Here is a 21,340-nt window from a genome sequence, read left to right as displayed (position 1 = left end):
AAATATTATAACATTTAAAAATATAAAATTGTGTTATAATTATAAGTTATGAATTATATAGATTTATTAAAAAATAATAAAAACATACGAATTTTGGCAAGTGTGCAGTTTGTCGTTTATTTTGGAGCTTGGTTTTCTCAAACTGGAGTTTATACTCTTTTAGTAAATTTAAATGCTCCAACTTGGGCTATTTCAATAAGTGCTATGCTTGCTTTTTTACCAGGAGTTTTACTCGCGCCTATTAATGGGGTCATCGTTGAAAGAAATAAACCTAAAAAATTATTATTAACGATGGCAAGTCTTGAACTGATATCTATTTTTATGCTTATTTTTGTTAAAGATCTTAGTATGCTTTGGCTTTTATTTGTTTTAATCTTTTTAAGACTTTGCGTTGCTTCAATTTATTTTCAAACAGAAATGAGTTTGCTTGCTAAAATACTTAATGCTAAGGAATTAAAACTCGTTAATGAAATGCATAGCATTATATGGGCTGTTTCTTATACTGCTGGTATGGCTATGGCTGGAATTTTTATTAATTTTCTTGGAATTCAAAATGCTTTTTTATTTGATGTTTTTCTTATTGGTATTGGTATCTTTTTTCTTACTAAATTAATCATTCCAGATTTTGAACGTAAAAAACAAAATAATTTCATCTTTATGATAAAAGATGGATTCTTATATATCTTTAGAAAAAAAATTATTTTACATCTTATAATGCTTCACGCCTTTGTTGGCATTACTGCATATGATGCTTTAGTGACACTCTTAGCCAAACATCAATATAAAGAAGTATTATCTGCTGCTTTAGTAATAGGCTTTATTAATGCAATTAGAGCTTGTTCTTTAGCTATTGGACCAATTATTTTAAGTCGTTTTATCAATAGCAAAACTCTTGTTTATTTTTATATTGGACAAGGAGTAGGTATCATATTTTGGGCTTTAACTCAATTTAATTTTTATCTTTCCTTTTTAGGTCTAATAGCAGCAGGATTTTTTACCTCATCTCTTTGGGCTTATACTTATACTATGGTGCAAAAAAACTGCGATAAAGAATATTATGGAAGAGTTATAGCTTACACAGATATGGTTTATCTTACTTTTAGTGCTATTGTTTCTATTTTTATAGGTATTTTATTTGATTGGGGTTTAAATCTGCAAATGATTACTTCTTTGCTTGGTATTATTTTTATATTTGCTGCTTTTTATTGGAAATATTTTACAAAAGCTTATTCAAAAGAATTAAACTAATCTTTTATAATAATATTTTCCAAATTTTTAAAATAAAATAAATTTGCTCCATCTTGATAATTGTATTCAAGTTTTATACAATGAGATTCTAAAATAGTATTTACAATATAAAGTCCTAAACCAAAACTATCCTTTTGCTTAGAACCTTGAGTAAAAGCCTGAGTATAATACTCTAAAGAGTTATTTAGTTTATCTCCATAATTTTTAAAACAAATAAAATCTTTTGAAATTTCAATTTGCAAAAAATGCTCCTTAGAATACTTCACTCCATTATCAATCATATTTTTAATTGCTGTTGTAAAAAGTTTAAAATCAACACTAACAAAAAAACTTTCTTTTATAGAAATTTTAATATTTTTATCATCGTTCATTGCTATTTCTTTGGCTTCATCTAAAATATCTAAAATATTATATTTTTTTTTATTGATAAAAGCAGCACCTGAAGTAATTTGCTCAATCGCAGCAAATTCATTAATTAGAATTTCAAGACGATTAAATATTCCCTCTAAGCGACTTTTATATTTATTATCTTCAAGCATTTCTAGTGTAATTAAACCTTTAGTAATTGGAGTTTTAAGCTCATGCATAATATTTCTTAAAAAAAACTGACGCGATTGATTAAGTTTTCTAATTTGCACTATAGCCAAATAAAAAGCATTAGCAACTTGAGAAATTTCATCTTGCCCATTGCTTACATCTTCAATTGTATCAAGCTTATTAAGAGCAAATTTATCAATTTGTTTTTTTAAAGCTTTTAAAGGTTTTAATTTTTTAAAAATAAAAATATAAAGTAAAATCAAGATACATATTACAACTACTGCAATAACTTTTATCGTAAAATATCTATAACTTTGATAATCTTGATCATTATAGAGAAAAATTTTACCATTAAAAATGATATTAAGATAAACTTCTTTGTTATAAGATATTATTTCAATAAGACCATTATTTGTTTGCGCTCTTGCCAATACTTCACCATAAAATAATATTTTTCTGATATTTTTTGGCTCTGTAATTTCATTCATTTTATAATTTTTAGTTTGTTCTTCAAATTCTTTTTCACTAATAATTCCACTAAAATACAATAATCTTGCATTAGCAATTAAAGAATATTTAGCATTAAGTTCATTGGTATAATTTTGCTGATCGTATTCTATCAGCCATAAAAAGGCTAAAATAACACTAACTCCAGCAAAAATAAAAATAAAAGTAATAACATAAAAAATTGATGATTTATTCATTGAGTTAATTTATATCCTATACCTCTTATAGAATGAATATATTTAGGTGTTTTTGGATCATCTCCCATTTTTTGACGAATGCGACTTATAATAACGTCTATGCTTTTATTACTTGAATCCTCACTAATAGAGCTACAATTATAAACAAGTTCTTCGCGGCTTACCACACCACCTTCTTTTTTGATCAAGTAACTTAAAATGTCAAATTCAGCATTTGTAAGATTTAATTCTTGTCCTTTCATTGTAATAGCATGCTTATATTGATCATAAACAAGATCTTTGCTGGCACGAGAAAAGGTATTTTTAGCATTTGAAATACGTCTTAAATGACTTCTAATTCTTGCTTGAAGCTCCTTAGGATTATAAGGCTTTGGCAAATAATCATCTGCTCCAAGCTCTAAAGCATTAACTTTATCACTAATATCATGCCTAGCACTTGAGATAATAATAGGGATATCATATTTTTTACGAATTTCTTCACAAACTTCAAGCCCATCAAGTCCTGGTAAAGTAAGATCTAAAATGACAAGCTCATACTCTTTTAAAGCAAGCTTTGAGAGCCCTATATAAGGCTCATGAGCAATATCAACTTTCATTTCAGATTTTTCCAAATATTCAGCTATAATTTCAGCTAATTCTAAATCATCTTCTATCATAAGAATATGGGTCATAAATATTCCTTAAAAATTTAAATAATAAATTATACTATAAATTAAATTTATTATTTTATAACAAGCAATGTAACAAAACCACTACGATAAACCCAAACTTTAATCCATTCTTTCTTTCCTATTTTTTTAAAAGCTTCGCTTAAATCTTTTAAATTTTTTATTTCAATTTGTTCAACTCCAACTATAATATCTCCTGTTCTAAATCCTGCATCTTTTGCTTTGCTTTTATTTTTAACCTCATCTACTAAAACACCATTAATATCACTTGGAATTTGAAGTTTTGCTTTTAAATTGGCATTAAGTTCTTTTAAATTTAAGCCATCAATAATATTAGTCTGATTTGTTTTAATCTCTTTATCACCTTTTAAAATAAAACTTACCTGTTTAACAACTCCATCTCTTTCATAGGTTATACTTATATTTTGATTAGGCTCTAAAGTTCCAATATAATTTTTAAGATCTGTTGGACTTTTAATAATTTTATCATTTACTTTTATAACTAGATCACCTCTTTTGAGTTTAGCATCATCTGCTGAGGATCCTTTTTGAATATCTGTAATTAAAGCTCCTTCTTGATTTTTGTAAGCTTTTTTAGTATCTCCTTGTAAAGCTGAAATAGTAACACCTAAAATTCCTCTTTCAACCTTACCATTTTGTATTAGTTTTTTTGAAATATCTTTAACCATATTAGAAGGGATAGCAAATCCTATACCATTGTTACCACCTCCTCTTGAGAGAATTGCTGAATTAATTCCCACAAGAAAACCTCTTGTATCCACTAAAGCTCCCCCTGAATTTCCTGGATTTATAGAAGCATCTGTTTGGATAAAATTTTCATATTGATTAAGACCAATATTATCTTTATTAAGAGCAGAAATGATACCACTTGTTACACTAAAACCTACACCAAAAGGATTTCCAAGAGCAAAAACTATATCACCTTCCATTAAATCATCAGAATTCGAAAAAGTTACAGCTTGAAGATTATTTGCTTCTATTTTTATTACAGCTAAATCTGTTTTCGGGTCTTTTCCTATAAGTTTAGCTTTATATTCTGCATCACTTCCTGGTAAATTTACCATAATATTATCTGCATCTTCTACGACATGATTATTTGTAACTATATATCCATCTTTAGAAATTATTACCCCAGATCCTAAAGAATTAACGACTTCTTTATCGCTTTTTCCTCTACGTTTTGGAAAATCAAAATCAAAAAATTGTTTAAAATAAGGATCATTAAAAAACTCTTCTAAAGGATTGGCTCTATCTGAATATTCTATTGTTTTAGAAGTTGAAATATTTACAACAGATTTTTTTACATCTTTAATAGCATCATGATAAGATAAAACTATATTAGAGCCATTAGCAGGATTTACACGATCTGGATTTGAGTTTGCCTCATTAAAAATAATATTTGCACTAAATAAGTAACTGGCCAAAGTAACGCATAAAAATATTTTTTTCATAATTATTTCCTTTCAATAGTAAAATTATTTTTTAATATAATTTGTATAAGTATAAATCTAAAAATTTACAAAATTGTAAATGAAAACTTGAGTATAAAAATTTATAAAACTTGATTGACTAAGACTAAAGTTTATGATATAATCTTAATAAAAAAGTTTATTTTATAGTTTTAAATATTAAGGAAAATTATGAATAGTTTATATGAAACTTTAGGCGTATCAAAAAATGCAAGTAGTGATGAAATAAAAAAAGCTTATCGTCGCTTAGCAAGAAAATACCATCCTGACATAAATAAAGAAAAAGGCGCTGAAGAAAAATTCAAAGAAATTAACGCCGCATATGAAATTCTAAGCGATGACAAAAAAAGAGCACAATATGATCAATATGGAGATAGTATATTTGGCGGACAAAGTTTTCAAGATTTTTCACGTAATAGCAGTGGATTTGATATTAATGATATAATTAATGACCTTTTTGCAAGAAGTCAAGGGGGTGGGTTTAAAGGATTTAACTCACAAGGATTTGGAAGTAATTTTAGTGGATTTGGAGATTTTGAAGAGGATTTAGATGCTAATACCAATATTGAAATTCCATTTGAAATTGGTATTTTAGGGGGTGAATATAGTTTTAACTACAATGGAGAAAATATTAAAATCAAAATTCCCCATGGAATAAAAGATGGAGAAAAATTAAGAGCTAAAGGAAAAGGTAGAAAAAAAGGTTTAAAAGTTGGAGATCTAATTATTAAAGTAAAAATTCAAAAAAGCCCTATTTATGAAAGAGATGACGATGATCTTACAAGAAAATTTGATATTAGCCTTAAAACAGCTTTATTTGGAGGGAAAGTTAGCATACAAACCCCAAAAAAAGAGGTGAATTTTAGTATTCCTCCTAATTCTAAAAATGGTCAAAAAATTCGTCTTAAGGGTTATGGAGTGCAAAATAGAAAAACAAAAATTTATGGAGATATGTATTTAATTTTAAATATTATTTTACCTAACACTGATGATTTAGATCAAAATTTACTTACACTTTTAAAAGAGAAATTAAAGGATTAACATGGAACACAACTATGATGAACCAGTCTATTTAATAAGCGTTGTTGCCAAAGTTCTTAGCATACACCCTCAAACTTTAAGACAATACGAAAGAGAAGGTTTGGTTGAGCCTAGCAGAACAGATGGAAAAATTAGACTTTATTCTCAAAGAGATATTGATCGTATCAAACTCATATTAAGACTCACAAGAGATATGGGCATTAATTTAGCAGGAGTTGATGTTATTTTAAAACTTAAAAATCAAATTCAAGAATTTGAAAGTTTAATCAACGAACTGCGTTTAGAATTAAGCAAAAAAGAAAATGGAGGTAAATCAAAAGCTGTTATAAAACACCAAAGTAGCTTTGATTTGATTTTCTATGAGAAAAAATAATGGAAAATTTTTTACAAATTTTTTTAATTGCTGCTTCTAGTGTCATTGTTTTAAATGTAATTTTCAAAAAATTTGAAATTCCTACAATAATAGCTTATATTGTTACTGGAATAATTATTAGCCAAATTTATCATTTTAATGGAAATCACGAATTAACTGATATTGCTGAATTTGGTATTGTTTTTTTAATGTTCACTATAGGGCTTGAATTTTCTTTTAAACATCTTCTAGCAATGAAACAAGAAGTATTTTTAAATGGTAGTTTGCAAATGCTTACTTGTGGGCTTATTTGTAGTTTTATAGTTATATTACTTTTAGGACTTAAAAATGAAACAGCAATGATTGCAGGCTTTACCCTTGCCCTTTCATCTACGGCTATTGTTTTAAAAATTTTAAATGATAATGCAGACATTAATGAAGCTTATGGAAAAAAAGCACTTGGAATTTTGCTTTTTCAAGATATAGCTGTAATTCCTCTACTTTTAATTGTTGAAATTTTTTCTTCACAAAATACCAATGTATCTCAATTAGTATTAACTATTTTTATTAGTGCTATCATTTTACTTGCCCTACTTTACTTAATAAGTAAATATTTAGTTGATAGAATTTTTCGTTTTGTTATATATACTTCTTCTCAAGAAACTTTTATAGTAACTATACTTTTTATGGTAATTGGAGCAAGTTTTTTAGCGAATAATTTTGGTTTTTCTTATTCACTTGGTGCTTTTATAGCAGGAGTTCTTATAGCAGAAACCAAATACAAACATAAAATTGAAGCAGATTTGATCCCTTTTAGAGATTTGCTCTTAGGGTTATTCTTTATAACAATGGGAATGCAAATTCAATTTAATGTTGTCTTTGAAAACTGGTTTATTATATTATGTCTTACCTTTTTAGTTCTAGCTTTTAAATTTATAATTGTTTTTGGTTTTTTATTTTTATACACCAAAAAAAGTGTAGCCCTAAAAACTGCTTTTAGTATTTGTCAGATAGGAGAATTTGCTTTAGCAATTTTTTCACTTTTACAAGCTAAAGAAATGCTTGATCTTAAAATTGGCCAAATTCTCATTGTAACTTCTATTATAACTATGATACTAACACCTTTTATTTTAAATAATATAAGAAAAATTACAAATATAGTAGAAGATATAACTTTAACTCCTAATTTAAATCACAATATTCAAGATCAAACGATTCTTAAAAACCATTTAGTAATTTTTGGATATGGAAATTTAGGACAAGAAGTTGTGCAAAAAATAAAACGAACCGGTATTCCTTATATAGTTTTAGAAAATGATCTTAATTTAGTAGAACTTGGTCTAAGCCGTGGAGAAAATGTTTATTTTGCAAATGTAGCTCAAAAAGAGACTTTAAAAATTGCCAATATAGAAGAATGTGCTGTTGTAATCATTACTTTTAGTAATGAAAATAAATTAGCTATGCTTTGCCAAATTTTATCAGGTTTTTCAAAACCTATTGATATTATTATTCATATCAATGGAAATTTAGAAAAATTTCTTTTCTCAAATATCGATAAAAACATACACATTGTTAAATCAGAAAAAGTTTTAGCTAGAAATTTAGTTCAACAAGCTGTAGAATGTCGTATTCAAAAAAATATTTAAAGGATAATTTTGACCAAAAATGAAGAAAAAAAAATAAGAATTAAATATATAAGAAATTTAGAAAAATTTTTTAATGAAGCAAGTCTTTCTTTAAAAAAAGAAAATTTTGATTTAGAAAAATTTAGAGAAAAAGTTTTAAAAAATGCCCAAATTCTTAAAAAAGATCCTTTTGTTTTTATTAGTTCAAACTATATTAAGAACTTAGAAAATTTTGCTAACACCTGTTTAAATTTTTCTATGGAACAAAACGATCTTTTAAAACAAGTTCATTTTATAGAAAAACTTAAAAAAAACCAAAATTACAAGAAAGATAAATATAAAAATTATTTAAAGGAGTATATGTGATTAATGTTATTTTTGATATGGATGGAACTTTAATTGATAGTGCAAATGCTATAAGTGCTGCGGTAAATGAAATTAGAAAAGATCTAAATTTAAGTCCTCTTCCTAAAGAAACTATTTATCAAATTATTAATACACCAGGAATTAATTGGAGTAAAGAACTTTATAATATTGATGATGTAAATCATCCTAATTTTAAAGAAGGTTTTGAAAAATATTTTCTAAAACACTATGATCAAAGTGCGAATTTATACGAAGGAGTTTATGAAATTTTAGAATTTTTAAAAAATAAATCTTGTTATTTAGCCATTGCAACAAATGCTCCTCAAGGCTCTTTAGCTGATATTTTAAAAAAACATAATATTATTAATTTCTTTAGTAAAATTTTAGGAGTAAGTGCAGGAATCAGTCCAAAACCAGATCCTATGATGTTAAATCTTATAAAAGCAGAAGCACCTTTTTCAACTAGCATTTTTATAGGTGATAGCTTAAAGGATAAAGAATGTGCCAAAAATGCCAATGTTATTTATTTTAATGCAAAATGGTATGCAAAAGAAATTTTAAAAGATGAATTTAGTAATGCTTTAGAATTAAAAGCTTTATTAGAAAATTATTTATAAGTTTTTCAAATAAAAAAAGATAAAATTAAAATTAAATTTATAAAGAGTTGGCAATGAGTAAAAATTTATTGATAGAAATCGGAGTTGAAGAATTACCCGCTTTACCCTTACTAAAAGAACTTCCAAACATAGAAAAAAAATGGAATGAAGTTTTAAAAAATTATAAATTAGAAAGTGAATTTAAATTTTATTATACCCCAAGAAGATTAGTGTTTTTTCATCAAAATTTCAAAGAAAAACAAGAAAATTCTTTTGTAGAATTTATAGGAGCTCCTAAAAATATAGCTTATAAAGATGGCAAGTTAAGCAATGCTGGACTTAGCTTTTTACAAAAAGCAGGTATAAGTGAAGAAGAACTTGAATTTAAAGAGCTTAAAGGAAAAGAGGTTTTATATTATAAAAAATATATCCAAGGGAAAACAAGTCAAGAAATTTTACCTTTAATGATAGAAAATTTTTTAAAAAGCCTTAATTTTGGCAAAAGTATGAGGTGGGGAGCTCATACTTTTGAATTTATTAGAGCCATAAGATCTATAGCTTGTCTTTTAGATGATGAAGTGCTTGAATTTGAACTTTATGGAGTTAAAAGCTCAAATAAAACTTTTATCCATAGAAGTATTAGTTATGATTTGTTAAGCTTTAACAATATACAAGCTTATTTTCAAATTTTAGAAGAAAATTATATTATTTTAGATCCCAAAAAAAGAAAAGAAAAAATTCTTAATGAATTTAAAGCTTTAGAACAAAAACATTTTATCAATATTACACAAGATGATGAGTTACTTGATGAAATTATTGCTATTACTGAATATCCTAGTGCTTTATTAGGAAACTTTGATAAAAATTATCTTGAAATTCCTAAAGAAGTTATTATCACTTCAATGAGAGAAAATCAACGTTATTTTGCTGTTTTTAAAGATGAAAAACTAAGCAATCATTTTATAGTCGTAAGCAATTCAGTTTGTAAAGACTACACACAAATTATAGAAGGCAATGAAAGAGTTCTGCGTGCAAGATTAAGCGATGCTATGTTCTTTTGGAAAAATGATTTAAAAACTGGTTTAAATCCAGATAAACTCTCGCATATTACTTATCTTGAAAATTTAGGTTCAATGAAAGATAAATGCTTAAGAGAAGAGTATATAGCAGAAATTCTATGTCAAATTTATAATAATTTAAATATTAAAGATATCAAAACAGCTATACAATATTCAAAAGCTGATCTTAATTCGCAAATGGTTTATGAATTTACAAATTTACAGGGCATTATGGGTTCTTATTATGCTAAAGCTATGGGATTTAATGAAGCAATTTGCTTAGCTATCAAAGAACAATATTTACCTGATGGAGAAAATTCTAAACTTCCAAGCAATGAATTTTCTAGTATAGTATCTTTAGCTAATAAACTCGATACACTTTTAGGACTTTTCTCCATAGGAAAACTTCCAAGCGGAAGTAAAGATCCTTATGCATTAAGACGTGCAGCGAGTGGAGTTTTAAAAATTATTTTAAATACAAAAAAAGATTTAGATCTTGATATGCTATTTTCAAAAATTAGCAAAAATTACAAAGAATTTAATATACAAATTTTAAAAGATTTTATTTTTGAAAGACTCTATACTTTTTATGAGGTTAATGCCTCTTTTATTAAAGCAGTATTAAGTTCTAAAAATACTAATATTGTTTATATTAATAATGCTATTAAAGCTTTAATAAAACTTAGTCAAAAAGAAAATTTTAATGAAAACTTTAGCACTTTTAAACGTCTTGCTAATATAGCTTCAAAGCCAAAGTATCCGTTAGAAAAAACACTTTTTACGCAAGAAGAAGAAATGAAGCTTTATGAAGCATTTTTAAATACCTTAAACTTTAATGATATAGAAGAAAAATTGACTAGTTTGTTTGCTTTAAAACCTTTTATTGATAACTTTTTTGATAAAGTAATGATAAATGTTGATGATGAAAAGATAAAAAATAATCGCCAAGCGCTTGTATATCAAATTTATAATGAATTTTTAAAAATTGCAGATATCAAAGAAGTGAGTTTATGAAAAAAATATTTATTTTTTTATTTTTTTTACAATTTCTTTTTGCAGAAGAAAATATTAATCTCATTAAAGGACAAGCTTTATTTTTAGAATTTGATAAAAAAGATTTACAACAAATTACACTAAATGATAAAAAAATTAATTTTTTCATCCATCCAAATGATAAAAATAAAGTTGTGATAATATTTTCACTCCCTTATAAAAATCCAACTAAAAAAAATATTATTAAAGCAATTTATACTAATAAAGAACAAATATACACTATAAATTCTTTAGAGGGTAGTTATAAAAAAGAATTTCTACAAGTTGCACCAAATAAAGTTTTTCCTTCTAAAGAAAAACAAAAACAAATTGCTAATGAATTTAAAGAAGCTTCTTTAATTTATGCTAATTACACTCCAAATACCTTTATAAGTGCAAATTTTCAAAAACCTCTTGATTCTTTTATTACAAGCTCTTTTGGTAAAGCAAGAATTTTTAACGATAAATTAGCCTCTTATCACAGCGGTACTGATTTTAGAGCAAAAATTGGAACACAAATAAAAGCTGCAAATTCAGGTATAGTCAAACTTGCTAAAAACCGCTACTATGCTGGAAATTCTATAATTATTGATCACGGATATGGAATATATTCTCAATATTATCATCTTTCAAAAATTTTAGTGAAAACTGGAGATAAGGTTAAAAAAGGACAAATTATAGGATTAAGTGGAGATAGCGGAAGAGTAAGTGGGCCTCATTTACATTTTGGTATTATTGTTAATCAAAAACAAGTTGATCCTATTGATTTTATTGAAAAATATAACGCTTTATTAAACAATGAAAAAATTTAGTGAATTTTTTGAAAATTGGCTACATCAAAACTACTACAAAAAAGCTACTAAAATAGGCAAAGAGGGAGATTTCTTTACTGCTGTTAGCGTAGGAAATCTTTTTGGGACTTTAATTGCTCAGCATTTTCTAGATTTAATTGATAAAAAAATTTTAACTCCTCCTTTGCAGGTTGTAGAGATAGGAGCAAATGAAGGGTATTTAAGTAAAGATTTTTTAAGCGCCTTACTTGAATTTAGACCAGAGCTTTTTAAAGAAATAGAATTTTATATTGTAGAACCACATTTAAGATTACAAACTTTACAAAAACAAACTTTACAAAATATAGACTTTCATCATAAAAATTCCTTAAAAGAATGTAATTTTGAAAATGCTTTTATTTTTTGCAATGAACTTTTTGATAGTTTCTCTTGTGAATTAATCAATGAAGATAAAATGGCCTTTATTAAGGATTATAAAATTTATTTTTCAAATATAGATAGCTATACCAAATCAAAATGTCAAGAATTGAAACTTTCAAAGGGAGAATTAAGTTTTGCTTTAGAAGACTTTTTTGAAGATTTAAATAAAGCTTGTAAAAAGTTTATTCTTGCTAGCTTTGATTATGGAACATTAAATCCAAATTCTTTAAGTCTAAGAATCTATCAAAATCATAAAATTTTTGATCCTTTTACAAGTAATTTGCAAGATTTTTTTGGCAAAAGCGATCTTACTTATGATGTTAATTTTACTCATTTACAACAACTTTGTAATTTTTATAATTTTAAAATTCTTTCCTTTGAAAAACAAAAAGAAGCTTTATTGCACTTTGGTTTTGAAAAATTATTAAAATACACTCAAAATAAAAGTATTAAAAGTTATGAAAATTTTTTACAACAAGCTAAATACCTTTTTTTCAATTTTAATGATAAATTTCACTTTTTTGAATTTCAAAAAACTTGAATAACAATATAATTAAAAAATGGAGGAATACTATGCTTTTAGGGGTAAATATTGATCATATAGCTGTTTTAAGAGAAGCTAGAAAAGTAAATGATCCAAATCTTTTAGAAGCAGCTTTATTTGCTTGTCATTTTTGCGATCAAATTACTATTCACGTAAGAGAAGATAGACGCCACACTAATGAAAAAGATTTAAAAGATTTAATCAAACATTGTAAAAACCCTATTAATTTAGAATGTGCTTTAAATAATGAAATTCTTGATCTTGCTTGTACTTTAAAACCAAAACGCGTTACCTTAGTTCCAGAAAAAAGAGAAGAACTCACCACAGAAGGTGGGCTTTGTTTGGATCATAAAAATTTAATTTCTAGTATAGAAAAATTAAAACAAGCAGATATTGAAATTTCTTTATTTATAGATCCTAATTTAAAAAATATCCAAAAAGCTTTTTCATTAAAAGTTGATTTTATAGAACTTCACACAGGATTATATGCTAATTTATACAATGCAATTTTTAGCAATATTTTAAAAACTCCATATAAAATTAAAGAACTTGATTTAAACCCTAAAATTTTAGAGCAAAAATTAAAAGAAGAATTAAATGCTATTTCTCTTTGTGCTTTAAAGGCAAAAGAACTAGGCTTAAAAGTTGCTGCAGGGCACGGACTTAATTATAAAAATGTTCAAGAAATAGTAAAAATTAAAGCTATAGACGAATTAAATATAGGTCAAAGTATTATTGCAAGATCTGTTTTTGTAGGTCTTAAAGAAGCTATTTTAGAAATGAAGGCTTTAATGAATGGATAAATTAGCTATAAGCATAGGTGATATTAATGGAATTTCTTGCGAAATTCTAATTAAAGCTCATCCTATCATTTCAAAAATTTGCACACCTTATTATTTTATCCACCCTAATTTACTTTCCCAAGCTTTAAAAATTTTAAATTTAACCCTTGATAATTATAATTTAGTTATTTTTGAAAAAAATGATAAGGAAGATTTTTTTCTTCAAGAAGAAAATAAACATTATAAAATTTTTTGCTTCAAAAGCAAACTTTACACAAAAGTTGATTCAAATTTCGATATTAATATTGGAAAAATTGATGCTAAAAGCGGACTTTACTCTTTTTTAAGTTTTCAAGCAGCTAATAATTTTGTAAAAGCAAAATATGCAAAAGCCTTAATTACCCTTCCTATTCATAAAAAAGCTTGGCAACTTGCACATATACCTTTTAGAGGACATACAGAAGCTTTAAGATCTTTTTATAAAAAAGAAGCTATTATGATGCTTGGATGCTCTAAACTTTTTGTAGGGCTTTTTAGCGATCATATTCCTTTAAAAGAAGTAAGTAGAAAAATTCAATTTATTCCTTTGGTTAAATTTTTTATTAATTTTTATGAGCAAACATATTTTAAAAAAATTGGAGTTTTAGGATTTAATCCACACGCTGGTGATTACGGTGTTATAGGTGGAAAAGAAGAAGAGTTTATCAAAAAAGCTATTGAATTTAGCAATGCCTATTTAAGTTTTTTAAAGACTAATGCTAAACAAAAAAATGCTTTTTTGAAAAAATTTAATATTACAGAAAAAACTCTATTGCAAAATGCTTTAAAAAATAAAGTTTTAAAAGAAGAATTGCTTCAATTTAATACCCATTCTTTTTATCTTCCAGAAGTTTTAGTAGCTGATACAGCTTTTACTAAAAATTCTTTAAAATCTTGCAATAGACTTATAGCTATGTATCACGATTTAGCTCTTGCCCCACTTAAGGCTTTATACTTTGAACAAAGTATTAATATAAGTTTAAATTTGCCTATCATACGCACTAGTGTTGATCACGGCACTGCTTTTGATATAGCTTATAAAAATAAAGCAAAAACTAAAAGTTATGAAGAAGCAATTAAATTTGCTCTATACTTAAATCATATACAAAAAGACAAAAATGCAAAATTATAAGAAAGCTATTTTTGCCCTTGCTTTAAGTGCTTTTTGTATGGGTGTTACTGAATTTGTTATGGCTGGAGTTTTAGTTGATGTTCAAAATTATTTTAATATTGATGCAAAAATTGCGGGCTATCTTACAACGCTTTATGCACTAGGGGTAGTAATTGGTGCTCCTTTAATTAGCATAATTTTGAGTTTTTATAAAAGACATATGCAACTTTTAATTAATATAGCTATTTTTGCTTTTGCTAATTTAATTATTTTCTTTAGTACAAATTTTTATTTGAGTGCCTTTGCGAGATTTATAGCAGGAACTCAACATGGGGTATTTTTTGTTATTGCTACATTAGCTATAAGTGCAATAGCTCCAGAAAATAAAAAAAGCCAAGCTATTGCTATTATGGTTAGCGGATTAACTATAGCTTTAGTAAGCGGGGTTCCACTTGGAACTTTTATTAGTCATTATTTTGGATTTAAATTTATCTTTTTGTTAATTTTTATAATTAGTATTTTAGCATTTATAGGAATTTTACAAATGATGCCTAAAAATCTTAATCCAAACCAAATGAGTTTTAAAAATCTTATCCCCGCTTTTTCTCACGCAAATTTGATAAAAACCTATATTATTACTATTTGCACTTGTGGGGCTCAATTTATTCTTTATACTTACTTACAAAAACTTTTATTAGAAAAAAGTGGTTTTGAAATTCAAGATAGTGCTTATATTTTACTTTTATATGGAATTTGTGCAATTTTAGGAAATTTATGGGGAGGAAAAATAGTTAGTCAAATCGGATCAATTCGCTCTTTAAGAATTATATTAAGCATTCAAATTATTATATTTTTAAGTGTATTTTTTACAATGAATTCTAAAATTTTAATTGTTTTAAATATAGCTTTGATTGGTTTTTTTGCATTCTCAAGTATTAGTGCCTTAAAGATTTTAAGCATTATTAAGGCCAAAAGGCATACCTTTAAAACTATTGATAGCTCAGTAAGTGTTAATGAAGCTGCTTTTAATGTTGGTATTGCTTTAGCATCTTTTATTGGAGGACTTGTTTTAAGCTATCTTGGGATAGAATTTAATGCATTATTTTGTGCTTTATTTGTTTTGCCAGCACTAATTTTAAGTCTTTTTTTTGCTAAAGATAAATTTTCTTTTAACCAAATTAAAAGAAAAAAATAATATGGAATAATATTTGCTTGAATTCTATAAATCAATTAAAGGATAAGTTATGATTATAAATCCAAGCCAAAATAATTCCATATTTTTTAGCAAGGTTAAAGAAAAAAATTTCTCAAGTGACGAATTTCAGGCAAGCATAAATGAAATAAAAAATAAAGAAAAAGATGATGCTAAAGAAGAAAAAGAAGTATTACAAAATCAAGATATTGATCTTTCTAGTGTTAAAAATAACTTCGGTGTTTATGCATGGCAAAAAATGAGAGAAGATCAATACAAAAAGAATGAAGAAACTATTTTAAATAAACTCTTTGCAGCTATTGATCAAGCAAATCAAGCTAAATAATAGCTTGATTATACATTTTTAAATAAATTTTCCAAATTTTTAAATGCTTCTGTTGCGCTTTCATTATTTTTAGAATCAAGAACATTAAGTTCTATCTCACAAGAACTTAACATAGAAACAAGACGAATATTAATTCCATTTCTCCCTATAGCTTTACTTTTTTGATCATTATTTAAACTTACAATAGCTTTTTTATCCTTAATTTTAACAGAGCTAATAATAGCAGGTGCTAAAGCCCTTGCTATTAAAATTTCAATTTCATTTGAAAATTCTACACAATCGATATTTTCATTATGAAGCTCTTTGCTTACCGCATTGATTCTCACACCCTTAACACCAACAGTAGCTCCCACTGGATCAATATTGCTCATATTTGTTGTTAAAACAACTTTTGCTCTCTCTCCTGGAATTCTTGCGCAATTTTGTATACTAACATAACCATCTTTAATCTCTGGAACTTCAGCTTCAAGCAAACGTTCTAAAAATTTAGGACTTGTTCTAGAAAGTTCTATTTTAATACCTTTATCAATATAGACACGGCGAATAACTGCTTTAACAACGTCCCCTATTTTAAATTTTTCTCCTTTGATGCGATTTTTTCTTGGTAAAAAAGCTCTTAATTCATCAATTTCTATATAAGTATTTTCTTCACTATCTATACGCACAACACTACCAAAAACTATTTGACCTACTTTATTTTTATATTTTTCAAAAATAGTTTGTTCTAAAAGTTTTTGGATATGATATTCAAGTTCTTTATGTAAAATATTAACTGCTGTTCTTCCTAAATTTTCTAAAGAGCACTCATAAGTAAGCTCATCTCCAACCTCAACTTCTCCAGCTTCTTTTCTAGCTTTACTTAGAGCAATAAAACTTTCATTATTTTCGCTTAATCTCTCATCATTATCTGCTATAATGGTAATTTTTTGATAAAGTTTTAAACTTTTTTTATCAACAAAAAAATCATATTCTTGACCATAAATTTTTTTAGCTGTGTTAATTAATGCAATAATTACTTTATCTTTAACACTTTCTAAATCTAAATTTTTTTCATTAGCAATAGATTCTATAATATCTGTAATTTTTTCCATTTCTATATTGCCTTTTTTGGGAAATTTTCATTAATTTGCTTAAAGAAGATAAAAATTATATCTTTAATAAGTTTAATTAAAAGTAAAATTGATATAATAATAAATTTAAAAGAAGTTAAGGAAAAACTATGGAAATAAAATTAGCAAGAAATTCAATCAACGAAAAACCAAAAAATATCACTTTAGAAAAAATTGAAGAAGCAGTTATAAAAGAAGGGCAAAAATTTTTTTACTTTGATAAAGATAATTCCCATAAACAGTTAATTTCTCTTGTAGAATATTTTGAAAAAAAGGGTTTTAGTGTTTATCATAGAACCATTAAATACGGACTTGATGAATCAGATTTTATGTATGAGGTGCATATTCTTTGAGTGAAAAAAAATTATTTATCCAAACTTTAGGTTGTGCTATGAATGTAAGAGATTCAGAACATATAATTGCTGAACTCTCTCACAAAGAAAACTATACCTTAACTGAGAATATTGAAGAAGCAGACCTTATACTCATTAATACCTGCTCTGTAAGAGAAAAACCTGTTCATAAGTTGTTTTCTGAAATTGGAGCCTTTGAAAAAGTTAAAAAAAATGGTGCCAAAATAGGCGTTTGTGGTTGCACTGCTTCTCATTTAGGAAATGAAATTTTTAAAAGAGCTCCTTATGTTGATTTTGTTTTAGGGGCAAGAAATATTTCAAAAATCACAAAAGCTATTAAAACTCCTAAATTTATAGGAATAGATATTGATTATGATGAGAGTGAATTTACTTTTGCTGATTTTCGAAATAGTCCTTATAAAACTTATATTAACATTTCCATAGGTTGTGATAAACATTGCACTTATTGTATAGTTCCTTACACACGCGGGGATGAAATTTCAATTCCATTTGATATTATTTTTAAAGAAACTTTAAAAGCGGTTCAAAAAGGAGCAAAAGAAGTATTTTTACTTGGACAAAATGTAAATAATTATGGTAAAAAATTTCGCAATAATCATAAAAAAATGGATTTTTCAGATCTCTTAGAAGAACTTAGTTCTATTGAAGGTTTAGAGCGCATTCGCTTTACTAGCCCTCACCCTTTGCATATGGATGATAAATTTTTACAAGTTTTTGCCAAAAATTCTAAAATTTGCAAGTCTATTCATATGCCATTACAAAGTGGCTCTGATAATGTTTTAAAAGCTATGAAAAGAGGATATAATAAAGAATGGTATTTAAATAGAGCGTTTAAAATTAGAGAACTTTGTCCTGATGTTAGTATATCAACAGATATTATTGTAGCATTTCCAGGTGAAAGTGATAAAGATTTTGAAGAAACTATGGATGTTTTAGAGCAAGTTCGTTTTGAGCAACTTTTTTCTTTTAAATATTCTAAAAGACCTCTTACTAAAGCTGCTTCTATGCCAAATCAAATTCCTGAAGATATTGCCTCTTTAAGACTTACAACTTTGCAAAATAGACACAATGAAATTTTAGATGAAATTGTCCTTAAGCAAAAAGGTAAGCAAATGGAAGTTTTATTTGAAGAATTAAGAACCAACGGAGCTGTTGCTGGTAGAACTGATAATAATTTTTTAGTCCAAATTCAAGGAAGTGAAGAATTTTTAGGAAAATTAAAACGCGTCAAAATTACAGATGCTAAACGTATGGTGCTTTATGGGGAAATTGTTTAAAGATATTTTTTTAACTAGAATAATATTTTTATTGCAATGGTTAATTTTTCTAACTTGCTCCAAAGAATATAAAGGGGAAAAAGTAGATGAAAATCCTTATGTTATTTTATTTTGGCACGGACGCTTAGCATTAATGCCTTTTGCTTTTAGACATTTTAAATTTAAAGATAAAAAAGCTTATGTGATGATTTCTTTGCACAGAGATGGAGAAAAAATTGCAAAAATTATTTCATTTTATGGTCTTCATTCTATAAGAGGTAGCACTTTTAAAGGTGCTAGAACAGCATTAAAATCGGCCTTTAAAGTTTTAGATCAAAAAGACGATATAGTAATTACTCCTGATGGACCAAGAGGGCCTTTTCATAGTATTTCAGATGGAGCTATTTTAATTGCACAGAAAAAAAATGTTAAAATTAGAATTTTAAATTATGAAACAAATCGTTTTTGGAAATTTTCAAGTTGGGATCAAATGATTTTACCAAAACCTTTTAGCAAAATCATTTATAGACTTTCTGATCCTTTAGATATTTCTAATTTATCAAAAAATCAAGCAAAAGATTTTTTAAAAAAAGAATTTGAAAAAATATACAATATGGATAGTTTCAAGGTTAGTTAATGTTTTTTTTAAAAAAATATCTTCCTCAGCTTTTTATCGCTATTCTTTTAAAAGAAGATAAACAAATTTTAAAAGCAAAAATTTATAGAAATAAAAATTTAATTAATACTCAAGAAAAAACTTTTGATGATGAAAAAAAACTTCTAGAATACATCAAAACACTAAGTAAAAAATATTTTATATATTATGTGGGTTTATTTTTAAACAATCAAGAACAAGGATTAATTCCAAGTTTAAATAGTAATCTTGATAAATTTAATGTAGGCAAAATGAGCATAAAATGTCTACCTATGAATAATGCACAAATTTATATTGCTACAGAACATATAGAATATTTTAATGAACTTTTTGAAGAATATAGTGGGATTGATTTTTTGTATTCTCCTTTTGCTTTGTTGTATTATCATATTACAAAAAGGAATTTAAATTTAGAGAAAACAACTTTATATATACATAATTATGATAACTTTTTAACTTTAATGATTTGCAAAGGAAAAGACATTTTGTTTGGAGAATATAAAGTTTTTGAAAAAAGCTTCATTCAAACTAACTTTCAAAATCAATCGAATTCTCTAAATGAAGAATTATTTTCTAAAGACGATCAAGAAATCAACATACAAGAAAAATATGATTCTTTAGAAAATGAAAATAAAGAAGATATACCACAAAATGATCATCTTGATTTTAAAGAATTAAATAATTTTGGTCACGATATGGAAATTTGCAATTATATCTTTTCAAGTATCCAAAAATTTTATAATGATGATAAATATTCCAATAGCTTTATTGATGAGCTTATATTTTTTAGTGATGAAGAATTTTCTCTTACTGCTTTTGAAGTAATAGAAAATGAAATCTTTTTAGAGCCAAAATTTGAAAAAATTAATACCCTAGATTGGATGATAACTTTAATGCAAGAGGAAATAAACTCTTATGAAATATAGTTTTATACAACCAAGAAAGAAACCTATTTGGACGCTTTTTGATAAAACATGGTTTGCTTTATTTATATTTGGAATTTTATTTATTTTATTTATTTATTTTATTTATTTATTTAAAGTAAGTTTTACTTATAGCTCCATAGAAGACAAAAAACAAGAAATGGTATTAAAAGAAAAGCAAATTTCAAAAAATGAAAATTTATATAAAATTTTACTCAATCAAAGTTATATGGCAAATAATTTTTATGCACAAAATCTATATACTAAAGAAAGCCTTAAAAACATTTTAGATATGGTTATTCAAACAAATGCAATTACTTTAGATAGTTTAGAGCAAAATAAATACTCGTTAAAGCTTTCAGGCGTTACTCCGACAAAAGAAATGTTTATTTTACTTTTAGAAACCCCTTTGAAAAGTGTTTTTGATGAAAGTCATACAAATTATTATAAACTTAATAATGGTTGGTATCGTTTTATTAGTATTAATACAAAAATAGGAAATAATAATGAAAGATAAAAGTTTTGAAGAAATAAATATTTTAAAACTTCTTGTCTATTCTCTTAGTTTTATAACAATATGCACTGGATTAATTTTATTTTTACTTTTGCCCATACTTAAAGAATATAAAGAAATTATTATAAAAGAAAGTATTCAAAATTCACAACTTCTCTCAACCAATAAAGAACTTAAAGCAAGCGAAGATAAATTAAATCTTTTGCGCAAAGAAAATCATACAAGCTTAGAACAATTTAAACATCAATTTGATATCCAAAACTTTACAAATTTTGTAAAAAATTATTTTCAAAATGTGGAAATAAAATCTTTAGACATCAATCAATCAACTCCTTACCTAAAAAATTATTTATTAATACAAGCAAATATTAAAAATCCCAGAGTTTTATATAACTTCATTGATAATTTAAAACAATATAAAAATTTAATTCAAATTGATTATCCTCTTATATTAAAAGCAGAAGATAAAGATATAGCAGTAAGTTTTCCTATTAAAATTTATTATATTGATTCTAAAAAATAAATTGATTAAATAATTTTTATATAAAAGTTAAATTCTAATTTGTA

23 protein-coding genes are annotated in these 21,340 nt (G+C 25.8%); 19 read left to right on the top strand and 4 right to left on the bottom strand.

Annotation, left to right across the window (positions count from 1 at the left end):
• Positions 1–48 precede the first annotated feature (48 nt).
• On the top strand, positions 49–1,248 hold the full coding sequence (locus GQV94_RS02360) for an MFS transporter (RefSeq protein WP_200169370.1): 1,200 nt from the start codon (positions 49–51) through the stop codon (positions 1,246–1,248).
• On the opposite strand, the gene GQV94_RS02355 is transcribed toward GQV94_RS02360, so the two are convergent.
• Genes GQV94_RS02355 through htrA form a run of 3 tightly spaced genes read right to left on the bottom strand, consistent with a single transcriptional unit; the run spans position 1,245 to position 4,629 of the window.
• A complete protein-coding gene (locus tag GQV94_RS02355) occupies positions 1,245–2,489 on the bottom strand; it encodes an ArsS family sensor histidine kinase (protein ID WP_200169369.1) in 1,245 nt (414 codons plus the stop codon). The two genes, GQV94_RS02360 and GQV94_RS02355, sit on opposite strands and share 4 nt — an antisense overlap.
• Complete coding sequence (locus GQV94_RS02350) at positions 2,486–3,160, bottom strand: response regulator transcription factor (RefSeq protein WP_200169368.1); 675 nt, start codon at positions 3,158–3,160, stop codon at positions 2,486–2,488. The genes GQV94_RS02355 and GQV94_RS02350 overlap by 4 nt, the downstream gene beginning before the upstream one ends.
• 50 nt (positions 3,161–3,210) lie before the next feature.
• Positions 3,211–4,629 carry a serine protease HtrA gene (gene htrA, locus GQV94_RS02345; protein WP_200169367.1) on the bottom strand — a complete coding sequence of 473 codons (1,419 nt, stop codon included), beginning with the start codon at positions 4,627–4,629 and terminating at the stop codon, positions 3,211–3,213.
• Between the two features lie 189 nt (positions 4,630–4,818).
• Between htrA and GQV94_RS02340 the strand changes: the two genes are divergently transcribed.
• From GQV94_RS02340 to GQV94_RS02285, 12 genes are read left to right on the top strand one after another with little or no spacing between them, the layout of a single operon-like run.
• The gene (locus GQV94_RS02340; RefSeq protein WP_200169366.1) at positions 4,819–5,688 is read left to right on the top strand and encodes a DnaJ C-terminal domain-containing protein; all 870 of its coding nucleotides are present in this window, start codon (positions 4,819–4,821) and stop codon (positions 5,686–5,688) included.
• Between the two features lies 1 nt (position 5,689).
• Positions 5,690–6,061: a heat shock protein transcriptional repressor HspR gene (locus GQV94_RS02335; protein WP_200169365.1), complete on the top strand. Its 372-nt coding sequence runs from the start codon at positions 5,690–5,692 to the stop codon at positions 6,059–6,061.
• The gene (locus GQV94_RS02330; protein WP_200169364.1) at positions 6,061–7,686 is read left to right on the top strand and encodes a cation:proton antiporter domain-containing protein; all 1,626 of its coding nucleotides are present in this window, start codon (positions 6,061–6,063) and stop codon (positions 7,684–7,686) included. Before GQV94_RS02335 ends, GQV94_RS02330 begins: the two co-directional genes overlap by 1 nt.
• A gap of 9 nt (positions 7,687–7,695) precedes the next feature.
• Complete coding sequence (locus GQV94_RS02325; RefSeq protein ID WP_200169363.1) at positions 7,696–8,031, top strand: hypothetical protein; 336 nt, start codon at positions 7,696–7,698, stop codon at positions 8,029–8,031.
• Positions 8,028–8,648, top strand: coding sequence for an HAD family hydrolase (locus GQV94_RS02320; protein WP_200169362.1), 621 nt, complete (start codon positions 8,028–8,030; stop codon positions 8,646–8,648). The genes GQV94_RS02325 and GQV94_RS02320 overlap by 4 nt, the downstream gene beginning before the upstream one ends.
• A 53-nt stretch (positions 8,649–8,701) precedes the next feature.
• A complete protein-coding gene (gene glyS / locus GQV94_RS02315) occupies positions 8,702–10,699 on the top strand; it encodes a glycine--tRNA ligase subunit beta (RefSeq protein WP_200169361.1) in 1,998 nt (665 codons plus the stop codon).
• Complete coding sequence (locus GQV94_RS02310) at positions 10,696–11,529, top strand: M23 family metallopeptidase (RefSeq protein WP_200169360.1); 834 nt, start codon at positions 10,696–10,698, stop codon at positions 11,527–11,529. The genes glyS and GQV94_RS02310 overlap by 4 nt, the downstream gene beginning before the upstream one ends.
• Positions 11,516–12,469, top strand: coding sequence for an SAM-dependent methyltransferase (locus GQV94_RS02305; protein ID WP_200169359.1), 954 nt, complete (start codon positions 11,516–11,518; stop codon positions 12,467–12,469). The genes GQV94_RS02310 and GQV94_RS02305 overlap by 14 nt, the downstream gene beginning before the upstream one ends.
• A gap of 32 nt (positions 12,470–12,501) precedes the next feature.
• Positions 12,502–13,275 (top strand): pyridoxine 5'-phosphate synthase, encoded by a 774-nt coding sequence (locus tag GQV94_RS02300; RefSeq protein WP_200169358.1) that lies wholly within the window; start codon positions 12,502–12,504, stop codon positions 13,273–13,275.
• Positions 13,268–14,425, top strand: a complete 1,158-nt coding sequence (gene pdxA, locus GQV94_RS02295) for a 4-hydroxythreonine-4-phosphate dehydrogenase (protein WP_200169357.1) — start codon at positions 13,268–13,270, stop codon at positions 14,423–14,425. Before GQV94_RS02300 ends, pdxA begins: the two co-directional genes overlap by 8 nt.
• Positions 14,412–15,599, top strand: coding sequence for an MFS transporter (locus GQV94_RS02290; protein ID WP_200169356.1), 1,188 nt, complete (start codon positions 14,412–14,414; stop codon positions 15,597–15,599). The genes pdxA and GQV94_RS02290 overlap by 14 nt, the downstream gene beginning before the upstream one ends.
• A 49-nt stretch (positions 15,600–15,648) precedes the next feature.
• A complete protein-coding gene (locus GQV94_RS02285) occupies positions 15,649–15,942 on the top strand; it encodes a hypothetical protein (RefSeq protein ID WP_200169355.1) in 294 nt (97 codons plus the stop codon).
• An 8-nt stretch (positions 15,943–15,950) separates the two neighbouring features.
• On the opposite strand, the gene nusA is transcribed toward GQV94_RS02285, so the two are convergent.
• The gene (nusA, locus tag GQV94_RS02280) at positions 15,951–17,033 is read right to left on the bottom strand and encodes a transcription termination factor NusA (protein ID WP_200169354.1); all 1,083 of its coding nucleotides are present in this window, start codon (positions 17,031–17,033) and stop codon (positions 15,951–15,953) included.
• Between the two features lie 128 nt (positions 17,034–17,161).
• Here nusA and GQV94_RS02275 point away from each other — a divergent pair, with 128 nt between their 5' ends.
• Genes GQV94_RS02275 through GQV94_RS02250 form a run of 6 tightly spaced genes read left to right on the top strand, consistent with a single transcriptional unit; the run spans position 17,162 to position 21,296 of the window.
• Complete coding sequence (locus tag GQV94_RS02275) at positions 17,162–17,404, top strand: HP0268 family nuclease (protein ID WP_200169353.1); 243 nt, start codon at positions 17,162–17,164, stop codon at positions 17,402–17,404.
• Positions 17,401–18,702 (top strand): tRNA (N6-isopentenyl adenosine(37)-C2)-methylthiotransferase MiaB, encoded by a 1,302-nt coding sequence (miaB, locus tag GQV94_RS02270; RefSeq protein WP_200169352.1) that lies wholly within the window; start codon positions 17,401–17,403, stop codon positions 18,700–18,702. Before GQV94_RS02275 ends, miaB begins: the two co-directional genes overlap by 4 nt.
• Positions 18,686–19,318, top strand: coding sequence for a lysophospholipid acyltransferase family protein (locus tag GQV94_RS02265; RefSeq protein ID WP_200169351.1), 633 nt, complete (start codon positions 18,686–18,688; stop codon positions 19,316–19,318). Before miaB ends, GQV94_RS02265 begins: the two co-directional genes overlap by 17 nt.
• Positions 19,318–20,262 (top strand): clan AA aspartic protease, encoded by a 945-nt coding sequence (locus GQV94_RS02260; RefSeq protein ID WP_200169350.1) that lies wholly within the window; start codon positions 19,318–19,320, stop codon positions 20,260–20,262. The genes GQV94_RS02265 and GQV94_RS02260 overlap by 1 nt, the downstream gene beginning before the upstream one ends.
• Positions 20,252–20,776: a hypothetical protein gene (locus tag GQV94_RS02255; protein ID WP_200169349.1), complete on the top strand. Its 525-nt coding sequence runs from the start codon at positions 20,252–20,254 to the stop codon at positions 20,774–20,776. Before GQV94_RS02260 ends, GQV94_RS02255 begins: the two co-directional genes overlap by 11 nt.
• A complete protein-coding gene (locus GQV94_RS02250; RefSeq protein WP_200169348.1) occupies positions 20,766–21,296 on the top strand; it encodes a hypothetical protein in 531 nt (176 codons plus the stop codon). Before GQV94_RS02255 ends, GQV94_RS02250 begins: the two co-directional genes overlap by 11 nt.
• Positions 21,297–21,340 lie beyond the last annotated feature (44 nt).

The organism is Campylobacter sp. TTU_617 (genome assembly GCF_016599045.1).
GTDB lineage: Bacteria > Campylobacterota > Campylobacteria > Campylobacterales > Campylobacteraceae > Campylobacter_D.
The sequence above is the reverse complement of the archived record's forward strand: the minus strand, read 5'-3'. Positions and strand labels throughout refer to the sequence as shown.

Bases quoted from the DNA above. Each gene is read 5' to 3' on its own strand.
- GQV94_RS02360 (WP_200169370.1), top strand. From the start codon at position 49: ATGAATTATATAGATTTATTAAAAAATAATAAAAACATACGAATTTTG.
- GQV94_RS02355 (WP_200169369.1), bottom strand. From the start codon at position 2,489: ATGAATAAATCATCAATTTTTTATGTTATTACTTTTATTTTTATTTTT.
- GQV94_RS02350 (WP_200169368.1), bottom strand. From the start codon at position 3,160: ATGACCCATATTCTTATGATAGAAGATGATTTAGAATTAGCTGAAATT.
- htrA (WP_200169367.1), bottom strand. From the start codon at position 4,629: ATGAAAAAAATATTTTTATGCGTTACTTTGGCCAGTTACTTATTTAGT.
- GQV94_RS02340 (WP_200169366.1), top strand. From the start codon at position 4,819: ATGAATAGTTTATATGAAACTTTAGGCGTATCAAAAAATGCAAGTAGT.
- GQV94_RS02335 (WP_200169365.1), top strand. From the start codon at position 5,690: ATGGAACACAACTATGATGAACCAGTCTATTTAATAAGCGTTGTTGCC.
- GQV94_RS02330 (WP_200169364.1), top strand. From the start codon at position 6,061: ATGGAAAATTTTTTACAAATTTTTTTAATTGCTGCTTCTAGTGTCATT.
- glyS (WP_200169361.1), top strand. From the start codon at position 8,702: ATGAGTAAAAATTTATTGATAGAAATCGGAGTTGAAGAATTACCCGCT.
- GQV94_RS02310 (WP_200169360.1), top strand. From the start codon at position 10,696: ATGAAAAAAATATTTATTTTTTTATTTTTTTTACAATTTCTTTTTGCA.
- GQV94_RS02305 (WP_200169359.1), top strand. From the start codon at position 11,516: ATGAAAAAATTTAGTGAATTTTTTGAAAATTGGCTACATCAAAACTAC.
- GQV94_RS02300 (WP_200169358.1), top strand. From the start codon at position 12,502: ATGCTTTTAGGGGTAAATATTGATCATATAGCTGTTTTAAGAGAAGCT.
- pdxA (WP_200169357.1), top strand. From the start codon at position 13,268: ATGGATAAATTAGCTATAAGCATAGGTGATATTAATGGAATTTCTTGC.
- GQV94_RS02290 (WP_200169356.1), top strand. From the start codon at position 14,412: ATGCAAAATTATAAGAAAGCTATTTTTGCCCTTGCTTTAAGTGCTTTT.
- GQV94_RS02285 (WP_200169355.1), top strand. From the start codon at position 15,649: ATGATTATAAATCCAAGCCAAAATAATTCCATATTTTTTAGCAAGGTT.
- nusA (WP_200169354.1), bottom strand. From the start codon at position 17,033: ATGGAAAAAATTACAGATATTATAGAATCTATTGCTAATGAAAAAAAT.
- GQV94_RS02275 (WP_200169353.1), top strand. From the start codon at position 17,162: ATGGAAATAAAATTAGCAAGAAATTCAATCAACGAAAAACCAAAAAAT.
- GQV94_RS02265 (WP_200169351.1), top strand. From the start codon at position 18,686: ATGGGGAAATTGTTTAAAGATATTTTTTTAACTAGAATAATATTTTTA.
- GQV94_RS02260 (WP_200169350.1), top strand. From the start codon at position 19,318: ATGTTTTTTTTAAAAAAATATCTTCCTCAGCTTTTTATCGCTATTCTT.
- GQV94_RS02255 (WP_200169349.1), top strand. From the start codon at position 20,252: ATGAAATATAGTTTTATACAACCAAGAAAGAAACCTATTTGGACGCTT.
- GQV94_RS02250 (WP_200169348.1), top strand. From the start codon at position 20,766: ATGAAAGATAAAAGTTTTGAAGAAATAAATATTTTAAAACTTCTTGTC.